Source organism: Tateyamaria pelophila (assembly GCF_019966495.1).
GTDB classification, from domain to species: domain Bacteria; phylum Pseudomonadota; class Alphaproteobacteria; order Rhodobacterales; family Rhodobacteraceae; genus Tateyamaria; species Tateyamaria pelophila.
On record NZ_JAIMIA010000001.1, the window covers coordinates 181,792 to 195,967 of the forward strand.

Genomic DNA, 14,176 nt, shown 5'->3' on the forward strand with positions numbered 1-14,176 from the left:
CCCGTGGGCCGCCCTTGATGTGTCAGAGTTTGCCGGACAGATGTGCGTCAAGATCCTCGATCTTGTCCTGCCCCCAAAAGCGTTGATCATTGTCGACAATATAGAACGGTGCGCCAAAGACGCCTTTGTCGATCGCCTCTTCGAGGTTGGCGGCATAGGTTTCGGCCCCTGTCAGCAATCCGCTGTCTGCAAGCGTCGGATCAAAACCAGCCTCCGACAGGCACGCCTTGATCACGTCGTCCTGCGCGATATCCTTCTCCTCGGCCCAGACGGCACGCAGGATCGTGTGCACGAGCTTGCCCATATCCCCTCCGCCGGCGTTTTGCGCGGCAATGATCGCATAGGAGGACGGGGCCGCATTGGTGGGCCAGTGGGCCGGTTTGAGGTTGAAGGGCATGTCGTATTTCTTGGCCTGCCGCACCAGTTCCTGCGCGCGGTATTCGATACGGTTGATGTGCCGGTCCTTGGGTGGCGTGCCGCCGGTTCGTCCAAACAGTGCAATGACGTCGAGCGGTTTGTAGGTCACCGTTGCCCCATGCTTGGCCGCGACATCTTCAAATCGGTGCCCCGCCAAATACGTATAGGGCGACAAAGTCGCGAAATAATAGTCAATATGGGGCATTTCTATCTCCGGTTCGGGGGTCAACTGTTTCGCGAGACCGTACGCCCGTGCTATGCGGTGTCAACATCACGAATCTGTCACATATCGTGCTGCTTAGGGGAACGTCATGCCGAATATCCAAGAGCCCAAGCTGATCTCGGGCAATGCCAACCTGCCGTTGGCAAAAGCGATTGCGCGTCGCATGACCATGCATCGCGGTATCAACGTGGGGCTGGTTGATGCCCGGGTCGAGCGCTTCAATGACGGCGAGATATTCGTGGAAGTGTTCGAAAACGTGCGCGGCGAAGACATGTTCATCATTCAGCCCACCTCGAACCCCGCGAACGACAACCTGATGGAATTGCTGATCATGTGCGATGCCTTGCGCCGCTCGTCCGCTGCGCGCATCACCGCCGTGATCCCCTATTTCGGCTATGCGCGCCAAGACCGCCGGACCAAGGCCCGCACACCGATCTCCTCCAAGTTGGTGGCGAACATGCTGGTCGGCGCGGGCATCGAGCGGGTCCTGACGATGGACCTGCACGCGGCGCAGATACAGGGCTTTTTCGATATCCCCGTCGACAACCTCTATGCCTCGCCGATCTTTGCCCTTGATATCAAGACACAGTTCGCCGGGCGGATGGACGAATTGATGATCGTCTCGCCGGATGTGGGCGGTGTGGCCCGCGCCCGCGAACTTGCCAAACGCCTCGACGCCCCCCTGGCGATCGTGGACAAGCGCCGCGAAAAGGCGGGCGAGATCGCCGGAATGACCGTGATCGGCGATGTCAGCGACAAGACCTGCCTGATTATCGACGATATGGTCGATACTGCGGGAACCTTGTGCAAGGCTGCCGAAATCCTGATGGAAAACGGCGCCAAGGAAGTCCATTCCTACATCTCGCACGGTGTCATGTCCGGCCCTGCTGTCGAACGGGTGACCAAATCGGTCATGAAATCGCTGGTCATCACGGACAGCATCCAGCCATCGGAATCGGTCAAGAGCGCACCCAATATCCGGATCGTTCCGACGGCACCGATCTTTGCGCAGGCCATCCTGAACATCTGGCACGGCACATCGGTGTCATCCTTGTTCGAAGCAGATACGCTGAGCCCGATCTATGACGGGATGTACGCGGCGGAGTGAGTGCACGGCGGGCTCGGACTTGTCGTTTTTTCTGTATCGCGATCAATAGAGGGGACGATCACGAAAGTTTCGGATTGCTCGGATTTGATCCCGTCCTGTTTGACAAAAACAAGACCGGATGACAGCGTCACATCGTTGTCAAATGTGTAATCCAGGCCATCGGAACGATGTGATCCGCACCGCTGCCCTTGGTTTCCCTGTGCACATAAGCCCCTGAATTCAGGACGTTTCCAGTAGAAATTCTGCGCCAACAGTCGCATATCGTACGGTGTCAGAGGTGCCGACGGCTCTTTTGAAGGCCGCGATCTCCGTTGTGATGAAAAAGTCGTCTGTCAGTTGGTCGGAGACGGCAGAACCCATTCAGCGATGCCAGACTTGCCTGAGGTTGAAGATTTTGTTCGGTATGCCGCTCAGGCAACCACCCGGGGGCGTTGAAAGCCTGTTGCGGCTGGTCGGATTGGGCTGGGCTATGGCCGACGACAACACGCTTTGCCGACGCCAGAGAACGCTGACCCTGAGCCTCCCGGATCGCGGCAGAGCCGGCAGAGGGGTCACAGGCCGCTGTCAGGGACGGCTCAAAGGTGACATTCGACTGCCGATCTGGGCGCTGTAGCGTTTGGGAGAAGCGGGTGGCCTCCTGACCAACAGCGATCGTTGGGAGGTCGCAAACATCATAGCCGCGCCTGATGTGCAGATCTGCCGCCGCATGATCCGCTTCCCAGGACTCAGCCATCATGCGAGAATTTCATCGGGTCGCCGGTCGAAATGGTGGATTTGGGCCGCGCCCCGATCGGCGCGGCCCCGTTTGTCAGTCGCTGGCCCTGTGCATTGCCGCTTCGAACTTTGCCTTGTCCGCGTCGGAGAGTTGCGGCCGGTCAATCTTGATGGTCAACTTGTCGAGCGCCGCTGTCAGGGCGAACGGCGGTTTGTAGTCGGCGTCGTTGACGCCGGTCAACGTGTCCGAGCCGATGTCGAAGCTTTCGTCCCATTGCAGGATGATCGGGATGGTCTTGTCCATCTTCTTGGTGTCGACCACCGTGCCATCGACCTTCAATGTGCCGGTGCCGCCCTTCCCGATGCCGCTCTGGTTGTTGTACGCCAGCGTGCCCATGCCCAGACCGTCATAGACAAAGTCGAACTCGACAGTGTGCTTGCCGGGGCTGAGGGCGTCCTTTCCCTCCCACTTGACCCGTTCCAGATCAAGCAGGTTCCACAGAAACACAGGCTTGCCATCGAGCAGATAGAACCCATACCCGGCGAAGCGCCCGCCTGAGGTCAGGATCATGCCTTCGGCACCGCTCTCAGGCACGTCGATTTCGGCGGTGATGGTGTAGGAGGCGTTCAGGATCGCAGGCGAGTCGCCCTGGGGCAGACCGGTCATCGCACGCGTGTAGACGAACTCGTCCCGTCCGGCGGTGATGTTTGGTCGCGGTGCGATCAGCCGTGTTGCCACCGACGCATCGAGCGGGAAGACCTGATACTTCGTTGCCTCGCGGATGAACGTCTCTTTCAGCTTTTGAACCATGTCGGGATGCGCCGCTGCAACGTCGGTGCTCTGCGTCGGGTCGTCCTTGAGATTGTAGAGCTCCAACACCTGGTTGTTCAGCGGATCGAGGTTCGGCGTGGCGAAGGCATTCCAGGGCGCGCGGTTGACCTTGGTGGCCAGGAACCAGTCGTTCTGCCACAGCCCCCACTGCCCCATCATCTCGAAATACTGGGTGTCGCGCGGCGGGGCGGCATTGGCGTTGGCCGCGTCGAAGAGGTAGGCAAAGCTCTTGCCGTCCATCGGAACCTGGGTGATCCCGTCGACGCTCTGCGGCGAGGTGATACCGGCGACCTCAAGGATCGTCGGCACGACGTCAATCACGTGCAGGAACTGGTCGCGTTGACTGCCCTTGTCGGTAATCTTCGCGGGCCACGTGACCGTCATGTTCTGCCGAATCCCGCCAAGCTGCGAAGCCACCTGTTTCATCCACGGGTAGGGCGTGTCGAAGGCCCAGGTCCAGCCTACGGCCATGTGGTTATAGGTCTCTTCGGTGCCCCAGACATCATACCACTTCATCTGGGTCTCGATTGGCATTTCGCCCACGCCGTTGAACCACGCGACCTCGTTGGGAGTGCCGAGCAGACCACCCTCCGCGCTGTTACCGTTGTCACCGTTGATGTAGATGATCAGCGTATTGTCGTACTCGCCGATGTCCTTGAGAAACTGCACGATGCGCCCGATCTCGTGGTCGGAATAGGCCGAGTAGGCGGCGAACACATCGACCTGCCGAATAAACAGCTTCTTCTCGGCGTCGGTCAGTTTGTCCCATTCCTTGATGTAATCGGTGGGCCAGGGTGTGATCTTGGCGTCCTCAGGGAAGAGGCCCATTTCTTTCTGTTTTGCGAAGATGGTATTCTGAAGTTCGTTCCAGCCGTCTTCGAACAGGTTCATCGCCTCGATCTTCTCCACCCATTCTTTGGTCGGGTGGTGCGGCGCGTGGGTGGCACCGGGCGCATACTTGATCATGAACGGTTTTGACGGGTTGGTCTGGTGCATCCGGCTGATCCAGTCGATGGCGTCATCGGCCATCGCAGTGATCAGGTTCCACTCGCCCGCGGCCTCGTCGAACGGGTAGATCTGGCTGGTATTGCGGAACAGGTTCGGCTGCCATTGGTTCGCGTCACCGCCGACAAAGCCATAGAAGTATTCGAATCCCATGCCGGTCGGCCATTGGTCGAACGGGCCCGATTGGCTGGCCTGAAACGCCGGCGTGTTGTGGTTTTTGCCGAACCAAGAGGTGTTGTAGCCATTCTCGAGCAGGATCCGGCCAACCGTCGCCTTGTCCTCGCCGATAATGCTGTTGTAGCCGGGAAAGCCGGTTGACTGCTCAGAGATCACGCCGAAGCCCACGTTGTGGTGGTTGCGCCCGGTGATCAGCGCCGCCCGGGTCGGTGAGCAGAGCGAGGTCGAATGAATGCTCGTGAACTTGATCCCATCTGCAGCCAGCGCATCCATAGTGTCATAGGGAATGACACCACCGAAAGTCGACGGTATGCCCCAGCCGGAATCGTCGGTGATGATCAGAAGAACATTCGGCGCTTCCTCGGGCGGGACGATCTGGGGCGCCCACCAAGGTGTCGATTCATCCACATCAGTCTGGATTTCTCCCCCGAACTGTGGCGGTGGCGATGGCAATTGCAGGCCGTTCAGAGACGTCGTGGCGCTTGGCGATCCAAGCGTGCCTGTGACCTGCTGCGCATCAGCCGGCCCCACCATTATGGTCAAGCAAGCAAGGCCTGCGACCAAGGACCGATCAAAGATTCTGAGTAACATTCATTTCTCCAATATTAGATTTGGCAGCACAGCCTCACGAAAATCCTGCGAGTCGTGTCAATCTAAGCGAAATATGGCCCTCGGAGCATGCGCTGGGAATGACTTAAATCATTGCTCGCGCCTCCACTTAACAATGCGCGCCAAAATCTACATCGCGCCGGGATTGCCGCCCACTTCACCGGAGCACACCTGCACGTTCGTTCCAGAATGTCTTGCATGGGTGAGCCATACGGGGCCTTGCGATCCGCTCACGACAAGACGCTTTATGATTGGCCTTTTCAGACGACCATGGAACGAATACCTTTGCATGGTAACCGCCCTGGAATGAGGGGGAAGCCCCTACGATGACGATCATCCCACTAATTCGCGCAGCCGTCCTGGTGCCTTGGGTCCAGTGGCTGGAAGCAAACGGAATTGCGCCCGGGCCACGGCTCGCCGAAGCGTGTATCGAATACCTTCCGGTGCATGACCCCGATTGCCCGGTGCCACTGGTCAACGCCTGCGAGTTCGTGCGGCAGATGTCCGTGGCCGAAGGTGCCGATATTGGCTGCCGTGTTTTCGAAGGCAGTGCCTTCTCGACGTCGACCATCGACGATCTCGCCAAGCTCGGCATCGTCATGAAGCACGGTGGCACGCCGCGCGGCGCCTTGAGGCGCACAGCGGCGGCGCTCCCGCGCCATTGTTCTCACGAGATTTTGGACGTCGAAGACACCGAGGGCAGCATCCTCTTGAGTGACGTCTGGCGATGGGATTTTGATGCAGAGACCCTCCATGTCGTGCAGCAATCCGTGGTTTCTATCGTCCAATGCGTTTGCAGGATGACGGGACGGGAGCCACCATATTTCGACCATGTCAAATTGATGCCGCATCCGGAATTCGGCCTCGATCATCTGACGAAGCATTTCGACTGCCCGATCTTGCCCACAACGCAGCCGCGCCTTGAGATCAGGATCTCCAATGAAGTTGCGCATGCGCCTTTCCTTGGCACGATCATTGAAGAGCGTGACGTTCTGCCGGAGCCAGCGGAGTGGACACGTCTCCGCGAAGATGGAACGCTGACAGCCTCTGCTCGTGTCGCACTAGCCGTCATGATCCGAAGCGGCACGCCGACGGTCAGGCAACTGGCGTATTCTGCCGGCATGAGTGTGAGAACGCTGCAACGTCGGCTCAGCGCGGAAGGTGCAGACTTTACGCGATTGCTCGATGATGTGCGCAGCGAGGTGGCGAAACAGACGCTGGCCACCGGAACGGTCGACGTGTCGAGCCTGTCCTCGGACCTCGGCTATTCCCACCCGGCGGCGCTCACCCGGGCCGTACGCCGCTGGACCGGCGCATCGCCTCGAAAATTGCGCCAGGAATTGCAGCGCAAGACATAGCTGCCCTGACCGCCCGGATATACGCTTTCTGAGAGCTCTCACCCAGCCCTTATGCACATATCTTCGATCATCTGTTCACGCGGCGGTGTTGTTTTCTGGTCCACCATGGGATCCTCCTATCCGTCTATCCGTTGATTGAGAGGTCTCAATCGTCGGACAGACGCGTCCATTTCCAAAATCTCAGCCATAAGATCATCGCGCCGCGCCCACCACACGCAACCCCTGCCGCGTTGGATGCCGTAATAGGGCTTGGCGTGAATCGTCGCCGTTTCGGCATCTTGATGTGTTTGTGGTGATGAGGTGTCGTTGTCCTTGACACGTATGGCGTGTCTGCGGGGTCTTGCCAAAAGGCGCGCCCCAATTCTTTGATAGAATGAAAGGACAACGACATGGATTTGTTTATCGGCTGTGACGTCTCACTTGCAAGCACGGCGATCTGCGTTCTGAGCGATTGCGGTAAGGTTGTGAAGGAGGCGAGCGCGCCCAGTGAACCAGAGGCACTGACGGCATTTCTGCAAGATCTCTCAGGAAACGTAGAGGTTGTTGGGTTGGAATCGGGGCCGCTGTCACAGTGGTTACATATGCACTTAACGGCGGCGGGATTTGAAGTGGTGTTGATGGAGACCCGGCACGTGAAGGGGGCACTGAAAGCCATGCCGATCAAGACCGATCGCCGGGACGCATTCGGCATCGCCCGTCTGTTGCAGATGGGCTGGTTCCGGCCTGTGCACTGCAAATCTGTATCAGCACAGGAGATGCGCGCAGTCCTGACCACGCGCAAGGCGATCCAGAACGCTGCGATCAAGATCGAACAGTCAGTCAGAGGTGTCCTGCGTAACTTTGGGTTGAAGATGGGCCAGGTGAGCAAGGCCCGTTTCGAGACGCGGGTGTGGGAACTTGTACAAGGTAATCCAATGCTCGAAGCGGCGGTGGCACCAATTCTACGGCTGCGGATCGAATTGGGCGAAGATCCAGGGGCTGAGCAGAACCGACGCGCAGACGCAGTTCGTGCCTGCCAGGACGCTTCGGAACGTCTGGCCTCCGCGCACGCTGCACTCGATCGGTATCTTGCCTCGGAATCCTGGCTCACCGGTGTCTTTGGCTTCCTGTCCTCGGTCAAGCGCAAGCGTGCGCTCAGGGCGCGGCTGGCGATTGGGGATCGGCTGGACGGATTGCAGGACATGATCCGCATTGAGGACATCGAAACGCGGGTCTCGGATGCGCTGAGAGACGGGCAGAAAGCACTGGCATCCGCCAAACAGCGACTCTCCCGAGCGGAGAATCTTAGGCAGCAGGCAGCGGTCAGCAAATTGGTCTGGCGCAAGGCGGCTGAGGCGTTCGGAGGCTCGGACGACCTGGACGTGCTTGAGCGGCAAGCTGACCTCGGGACTCGTTTCGACCTGTTCCTGCTCGCAACCCATTACTGGGAGGGGCGGTGGCTGATGGCGATGGAGGCCGATCTCGCCACAATCACCACCTCGCATGAAAAAACTGGGCGCAAGGCCGTCGAGCCACGCTGGAAGCGCAGAATGATGCTGACGCCCTGCGCCGTGGCCACCTTTGCCAGCCTGCCGGGGAAGCTGTCTTGCAGCCGCTTCCAGGGTGGCAAGTTCGCGAGCGACAGCCTTTACAATTTCATCGACCTATTGATCGTCGACGAGGCCGGGCAGGTTTTGCCCGAGGTCGCGGGAGCCTCTTTCGCATTGGCCAAACGCGCGCTGGTTATCGGTGACACGCAGCAGATCGAGCCAATCTCTGCCGTGCCCGGCCCTGTCGATATCGGCAACCTCAAGGACTGCAGTTTGATCGACAGTGAGGACGTGCCCGATCAGCTGGCCGCCAGCGGTATCCGATCGACGAGCGGCAGCGCCATGCGTCTGGCTCAGCAGGCCTGCAAGGTCGCGCCCTGGCCGGAGCTGGACCGCGGGCTCTACCTATTCGAACATCGCCGCTGCCATGACGAGATCATCGGGTTCAGCAACGCCCTGTGCTACAAAGGCAAACTGCGCCCGATGCGAGGCCCCGCACCGATAGACGCGCCCGTTCCCGCGCTGGGTTTCTTGCATGTCGAAGGCCGTGCCTTCACCAGCGGCGGTAGTCGCGCCAATCCCGTCGAGGCCCGTACCATCGCCGCATGGCTGGAGGACAACCGCGCGCTTCTGGAAGGCCGCTACGGTCACCCATTGGAACAGATTGTCGGGGTCGTCACCCCCTTTGGCCAGCAAGTGCGCGCCATCCGGGACGCTTGCCGCGCCCGCGGCATCACGGTGTCGGGGCGCGACAGCATGACCGTCGGCACAGTACATGCACTACAGGGGGCCGAACGTCCTGTCGTGATCTTCTCGCCGGTCTATTCCAAGCACGCTGATGGCGGTTTCATCGACGCCTCACCGAGCATGTTGAACGTGACGGTGTCGCGGGCCAAGGACAGCTGCCTCGTTTTTGGTGATATGGACACTCTGGCCACGGCCCGTAGCGGTTCCCCTCGTGCGTTGCTGTCCGAGTTCCTGGCGGCCAAAGGGAAGGCGCTGGATTTTGCCATGGAACCTCGCGAAGACCTGAGCCGCGGCGAAGCTCAAATCGAGATGCTTCAGCACGCAGACGAGCACGATGCCTTCTTGCTGGACGCGTTAAAAGGCGAGGGGCGGAGATACATGATCGTCAGCCCATGGGTCGTCGCCGGGACGATCGCCCGGACCGGATTGCTGGACGCCATAAAGACAGCGCGCCTGCGTGGGGCGGACATCGAAGTCTTTGCCGATCCCCTGCTGAATACCGGAATAGCCGCAGGCGGGCTGAGTCAGATGGAAGACGTGGAACGCAATCTGTCAGAGATCGGAGTCACGGTTCACCGGGTTCCTAAGCTGCACAGCAAAATTGTGACCGTCGACAAGGCGCTACTTTGTGCTGGATCATTCAACTGGCTCAGCGCGGATCGGAAAGGGCAATACGCCCGGCATGAAACATCCTTTGTCTACCGTGGCCCCCACCTTGAAGAGGAAATCAAGACCATCCGGGACGGCCTCGTGCGACGCGCGAAGTAACTGTCGGCCCAAAGCAGTCACACGATCCTACCTCACGATGCTTCGGTGCGGCCCGTCAAACCTGCCGTTCGCTGCGCGTGCAAAATTCTGGGCTAGGTGAACTCAACATCTGCGGACGAAGTGAGCTTTCACTGCAGCCAAACCGATGTTAGTTTTGTTGTAACTTGGGCTTTTGCGGTTCATGTCAAGTTTATTTGGGTTCGACGTGAATCAACCGGGGCTTTGGAAGCATTATGGCCGATAGCTACCCCAACTGGGCAACGGCAGCCGCAGCATTTCTTTCGGATATTTGCCAAGAGCTACAGACTGTCCAGACTGAAACGATATGGCGTCACCGGCGTATCAGATAGGTTGCATGAATTTGGTCTAAGAGAGGCGATCGCAGCATAGATGGCGATGGCGGATCGAACGCGCAGCGCTGGACCGCCCCAGTTTCGCCAGAAAGGAAAAAGAGTTCATCTAGGTCGCCTTGTAAGACCAACTGACAGGTTTCAATCTCAACGCTGCCCCAGATTCAGCTGTCACAAAGCCGTCCGCGAATGATATGACTATTGCCCTCGCGCGCTTGAGTGCCGCAGCCAGGAGCAGCCATCCTGAAAATACCACCGTCTGGCGTTTATGAACCCAAGCCTGGCGGTTATCTTTTCAGATATTTGTTGCGAGCAAGTTTATTCGGCTGCGCGTTCAGTTGATCTCAAACACGATGTCAAAGCTTCCGCTGGTGCCCTGATTTCCGTTGTAGAAAACTTCAACGGCATATTCGCCGTTTTCCGGGAGAGCGCCAGTAAACGAGTCGCCTCCTTGGGAGGACTCGAACAGTATGTCCCCACCGGGCACGTAGACGATGAAATCAAGCTGCGGGCTGTTACCGCGCAGTTCGGCGGTCAGCAGCTGATCCCGCTGAGCCCCGAGCAGGTACCGGACAGCATCACCGGACCCCAAGGAATTGCTGTAGGTCGCGCCTGTCGTCCCTGCCGCGAAGCGCACCTGGACGTCCCCGGTCTGGGACGCACCGGCCATGGCGCCTTCGCCGTCATCGGCCCCGGCTTCTTCGTTTACCCGGAGATCCCCGACCGTGCCGTCGGAGTAGCCAATGCACTCCCAGATAGTCCCTTCGCTGTCACGGAGCGTGACATTGGTCCCGGCCTCCGAGAACGAAGACACGAGCACCTCGCCGCCAAGACCACCCGTCACGGTGCGGATCTGGTTGATGCAGCCGTCGATGGCTGCCTGCTCGTCGGCATGGGCGAGCGTTGCAAGTCCAATCAGGGCTGAGGCCCCAAGGATAATCGCGGTTCGGGTCATTGAGGTTTCCTTATATGTCTGATGCTCGCCACACCCGGTTCGAGTTTAAGTACAATCAAGTCCGCGGGCTTGCAAAGGACTGAGCACAGACCCGCTCCAATAAGACTACTGTCACAGTAGTGGGTAAGCAACCTGGGCGTGCGCGTCTTTGCCAACGGCCTTTCTATATCAAGTGTTTCTGTTTTTGGTCTCGCCTTTCGGTCAACGCACTCGGTTAGCTCAGCGAGAAACCCAAGGCGAAACCTTGGACGTCTATGGCAGTTCGCGGAAACAGCCGTTCGCCGCGATCTGTCGAAAATGCAATCTGGCCTTCTGGACGAAGGCGCTGGCGCCGCAATTGTGCTTGTGTTTGATGGTTTGCTTCTTTCCTGACGTCTTGGATTTTGTGTACTGATCAACCTGTCTGACGATTGGGGTCTTCTCAGTCTGATGACAGGAGGTTCCATGACAAAGGAAAGAACAACCGCGCTGCGCGAGTGGATGATCGAAGACATGCGCATTCGGAGTCTGGGGGACAAATCCCAGCAGGCGCACATCCGGGCGGTAAAGGATTTCGCCAGGTTTCTGGGGCGATCGCCCGATACGGCGACACCGGAGAAGCTTCGAGCGTATCACCTTCCCATGACGGATACCGAGGTTTCACCCTCGGTCTACAACGCCCGCATCACCGCCCTGCGCTTCTTTTTCTCGACGATCTGTGGGCGCGAGGAGGTGAAGCGGTACATGCAGTTTCGCACTCAGCCTCCACGGCTTCCTCCCTGAGAGCTTTTCCAACGCAAACCACTCGCGCGGCAAGCCCAAACCTCACACCCTGGAACGCATCAGAAAATCTTCATCAGACCAACCGTTCGATCAATCTGCGGCGAAGGTCTCAACAGAGCCCACTCTTCCGATTGCTGCGGCGCTCTCACATGGCCGGTATAGCGAAGCATGAGGGCTTCGCCTTCTTTGCGCGTTGTTACTCTCCCGTTGCGGCTTCTGAGAATTTTTCCAACGCGGCTTTCATGGCCAGTACGGCGGGATGGTCGGCAGCGAGGCCGTGTGACGGCGCAATGGCCCGCGGGTCATCATAGGTCGCCCAGGTTTGGCCGTTTGCGTCCTCGAAGAACAAAATGCGCAGGGGCAGCTCCAGCGCCATGGTCTGACCTTGCTGCAATGCCTTTGCACCAATCTTTGGGCTGCCAAAGAGAACCAACGTTGTCGGACGCAAGGTTTCTCCGACCGACGCACTGCCTTGGGCAAAATCTACCGTCGTAAAAACCCGCGCTCCTGCATTCTCCACGGCCGCGGTAAAACGCTCCACGGATGTTGCGACATTTGCATTGCTGGCCACGTTGATGCGTTCTGCCATGGCGGTTCCTCTTCGCGTGAACGCGACGATCCTGGATGGTGCCGGGCGCCAGCAGATTTGGGCAGAGCGATTTGACTTTTCCCCGGAAAGTTTTCTGGCCGGTCATGATCTGATCGCGGATCGGCTGAGCGCTGTGATTGCACCGGATCGCCCCAGACCTTTGCACAGGCGGCGCGGCACGTCTAATTCCGAGGCCTATGACGCCTACCAAAAGGGCCGCTATGCCTATTTTCGCTATGAACCTCGGGCCTTTGCCGAAGCGTTGTCGCACTTTGCAAAAGCGGCTGAATTGGACCCCGGGTTCGCCAATGCCTATGCGCAACAAGCCTATTGCCGCACGACGCTCTACGTTTTTGGCCTGCCGGGCGGTGACAAGACACTGGACGCCGCAGAAAGTCTGGCCAGAGAGGCCATCAAACGGGACGACAGCGCAGCCCTTGGCTATGCGCGCCTCGGATGGGTTTTGGGATATCTGGGTCGACCACAGGAAACCATCGCCGCGTTTGACGCTACGTTGGCGCGCGACCCAGAGAACCCCGAATCCTATTTGGCCTATGGCGAGACGTTGAACCGTCTCGCACGTCCGAAAGAGGCTGGTCAGTTTCTGGATGCTGTTTTCTCGAAAGACAGTTTTCTGCCGCCGAGTTGGGAATTCCCGCAGGGTCATCGCCAGCTTTAGCTCGGGCAACAAGAGACGGCCATAAAGCACTTTCAATCGGTACTTGAACATGTCCCGCGTTTCGTTCCAGCACGTGTCCAGTTGGTGCGCGCGATTTGGGAGACCGGGGACACCAAAGGCGCACAGGAGGAGGTTTCAAGGATCAAAGAAATCGCGCCCAAATCCAGTCTCGCCCACTCAAACCGCATGTTTCCCTATCCGGTTGTGAAGGAAGCGGACGCATTGACAGAGGCCTTGTCGAGGTCTGGACTGTCATAATTCCTGGTCGAATTGGTTGGCTTAGCGCGTAATGCGGATACTGGAGCAAACGCAGCAGCGTCGGAAATACGGGCTGACAATGCGACAGCACAAATACATGTCTAATGACCGGTTCGGTCCGTCCTTGCTGGCCAGCCTGTCTCTGATTGGGTTGAAACTGCAATGCATCCAAAGCTGGCTGTGAGCGCTCCACGAACGTGCTCAAGGTTTTTTCGTCGACTGCTGCGTCCGTGACGAATGCAGAACCGTCTGTCGAACGAGGGGAATATCTTGTCAGGGGCACGGCAGGTTGCGGAAATTGCCATACACCCCAAACACCTAACGGCCCTGATATGGCGAACGAGTTGTGTGGGTTCATGGTTGAAAAGAACCCTATGTTCGCGGCCTGGGCGGTCAATATCACACCGGGCGGACGTGTTGCCAGCTGGACCGATGATGAGCTTGCCAAAGCAATTCGAGAAGGTATTCGCCCCGACGGCTCGGTGATTGGACCACCTATGCCAATGAGCCTGTACCGAGGATTGTTTGATGATGACCTTTACTCAATTGTCGCCTTTCTGCGCACTGTTCCAGCAAGCCATGATGAAACACCTTTTCGGAAACAGGCCATTGAAATATAACGAGCAAACGGGACCGAACCGGAACGAGCGAGGTTCGCCCAAACTGAGACTGAGGGCCATTCTGAACCTTGCCTCGACCTGGCGGCGCGCCTATGAGGTTCGATCGGTTCCCACAAACCCCTTTGATAACACGGAAAAATCCGTGCCCGTCAGGGCGGCGTCACTGGTTCGCAATTTAGAAAATGGCGGAGGGAGCGGGACTGGCAGCGAACCTTCTCTACCACCTAAGCTATTGAATTCATTATGCCGACCTGTGGTTTGAAATCCCGCTCACTGCAAACGCGACTGAGATCCAACTTATACTTTCAGCCCCCTCGCCTTCGTGATCCACGACCCATCAATAGTAGTCGCCTCGCCCCTGACCTTCACAAATAGGTAGGATGTGTCAGACTCGGAACACTAGTTTCAGGCAATCGAGAGGATCTTCTCTAACCCCCCAGCTAAAGCCACTCCAACACGCTTTGCGCGGGAGAATT

The 14,176-nt window shown here is 58.3% G+C and carries 10 protein-coding genes and 2 pseudogenes; 8 read left to right on the forward strand and 4 right to left on the reverse strand.

The annotated features are described in order from the left end of the window. Window positions 1-22: 22 nt before the first annotated feature. Entirely contained in the window at window positions 23-622 is a 600-nt protein-coding gene (locus tag LC354_RS00900; RefSeq protein ID WP_223420921.1) for a 2-hydroxychromene-2-carboxylate isomerase, read from the reverse strand. A gap of 106 nt (window positions 623-728) precedes the next feature. On the opposite strand from LC354_RS00900, the gene LC354_RS00905 reads away from it, so the two are divergent. Next, complete coding sequence (locus LC354_RS00905) at window positions 729-1,748, forward strand: ribose-phosphate pyrophosphokinase (RefSeq protein WP_223420924.1); 1,020 nt, start codon at window positions 729-731, stop codon at window positions 1,746-1,748. Between the two features lie 370 nt (window positions 1,749-2,118). After that, a pseudogene (locus LC354_RS00910) lies at window positions 2,119-2,292 on the forward strand (transposase); the annotation flags it as partial. Between the two features lie 264 nt (window positions 2,293-2,556). Here LC354_RS00910 and LC354_RS00915 read toward each other — a convergent pair. Continuing rightward, the gene (locus tag LC354_RS00915) at window positions 2,557-5,010 is read right to left on the reverse strand and encodes an arylsulfatase (protein WP_223420947.1); all 2,454 of its coding nucleotides are present in this window, start codon (window positions 5,008-5,010) and stop codon (window positions 2,557-2,559) included. A 401-nt stretch (window positions 5,011-5,411) separates the two neighbouring features. Here LC354_RS00915 and LC354_RS00920 point away from each other — a divergent pair, with 401 nt between their 5' ends. Beyond that, on the forward strand, window positions 5,412-6,443 hold the full coding sequence (locus LC354_RS00920; RefSeq protein ID WP_223420928.1) for a helix-turn-helix domain-containing protein: 1,032 nt from the start codon (window positions 5,412-5,414) through the stop codon (window positions 6,441-6,443). Between the two features lie 389 nt (window positions 6,444-6,832). Continuing rightward, on the forward strand, window positions 6,833-9,487 hold the full coding sequence (locus tag LC354_RS27860; protein ID WP_317849259.1) for an AAA domain-containing protein: 2,655 nt from the start codon (window positions 6,833-6,835) through the stop codon (window positions 9,485-9,487). 684 nt (window positions 9,488-10,171) lie between these two features. Here LC354_RS27860 and LC354_RS00935 read toward each other — a convergent pair. Continuing rightward, on the reverse strand, window positions 10,172-10,792 hold the full coding sequence (locus tag LC354_RS00935) for a hypothetical protein (RefSeq protein WP_223420929.1): 621 nt from the start codon (window positions 10,790-10,792) through the stop codon (window positions 10,172-10,174). 444 nt (window positions 10,793-11,236) lie between these two features. Here LC354_RS00935 and LC354_RS00940 point away from each other — a divergent pair. Further along, window positions 11,237-11,548, forward strand: a pseudogene (locus LC354_RS00940) (phage integrase N-terminal SAM-like domain-containing protein); the annotation flags it as partial. A gap of 202 nt (window positions 11,549-11,750) precedes the next feature. On the opposite strand, the gene LC354_RS00945 reads toward LC354_RS00940, so the two are convergent. After that, entirely contained in the window at window positions 11,751-12,143 is a 393-nt protein-coding gene (locus LC354_RS00945) for a DUF302 domain-containing protein (RefSeq protein WP_223420930.1), read from the reverse strand. Between LC354_RS00945 and LC354_RS00950 the strand changes: the two genes are divergently transcribed. From LC354_RS00950 to LC354_RS00960, 3 genes are all read left to right on the forward strand, one after another. Beyond that, window positions 12,142-12,822 (forward strand): tetratricopeptide repeat protein, encoded by a 681-nt coding sequence (locus LC354_RS00950; RefSeq protein WP_223420932.1) that lies wholly within the window; start codon window positions 12,142-12,144, stop codon window positions 12,820-12,822. The two genes, LC354_RS00945 and LC354_RS00950, sit on opposite strands and share 2 nt — an antisense overlap. Before the next feature lie 21 nt (window positions 12,823-12,843). Beyond that, window positions 12,844-13,080: a tetratricopeptide repeat protein gene (locus LC354_RS27960; RefSeq protein WP_223420950.1), complete on the forward strand. Its 237-nt coding sequence runs from the start codon at window positions 12,844-12,846 to the stop codon at window positions 13,078-13,080. Window positions 13,081-13,412: 332 nt separating this feature from the next. Then, the gene (locus tag LC354_RS00960) at window positions 13,413-13,700 is read left to right on the forward strand and encodes a hypothetical protein (protein WP_223420933.1); all 288 of its coding nucleotides are present in this window, start codon (window positions 13,413-13,415) and stop codon (window positions 13,698-13,700) included. The last annotated feature ends 476 nt before the right edge of the window (window positions 13,701-14,176 follow it).

Excerpts from the sequence above, each read along its gene's own strand:
- LC354_RS00935 (WP_223420929.1), bottom strand. The coding sequence starts at position 10,792 with ATGACCCGAACCGCGATTATCCTTGGGGCCTCAGCCCTGATTGGACTT.
- LC354_RS00905 (WP_223420924.1), top strand. The coding sequence starts at position 729 with ATGCCGAATATCCAAGAGCCCAAGCTGATCTCGGGCAATGCCAACCTG.
- LC354_RS00900 (WP_223420921.1), bottom strand. The coding sequence starts at position 622 with ATGCCCCATATTGACTATTATTTCGCGACTTTGTCGCCCTATACGTAT.
- LC354_RS27860 (WP_317849259.1), top strand. The coding sequence starts at position 6,833 with ATGGATTTGTTTATCGGCTGTGACGTCTCACTTGCAAGCACGGCGATC.
- LC354_RS00915 (WP_223420947.1), bottom strand. The coding sequence starts at position 5,010 with ATGGTGGGGCCGGCTGATGCGCAGCAGGTCACAGGCACGCTTGGATCG.
- LC354_RS00950 (WP_223420932.1), top strand. The coding sequence starts at position 12,142 with ATGGCGGTTCCTCTTCGCGTGAACGCGACGATCCTGGATGGTGCCGGG.
- LC354_RS00920 (WP_223420928.1), top strand. The coding sequence starts at position 5,412 with ATGACGATCATCCCACTAATTCGCGCAGCCGTCCTGGTGCCTTGGGTC.
- LC354_RS00960 (WP_223420933.1), top strand. The coding sequence starts at position 13,413 with ATGGCGAACGAGTTGTGTGGGTTCATGGTTGAAAAGAACCCTATGTTC.
- LC354_RS00945 (WP_223420930.1), bottom strand. The coding sequence starts at position 12,143 with ATGGCAGAACGCATCAACGTGGCCAGCAATGCAAATGTCGCAACATCC.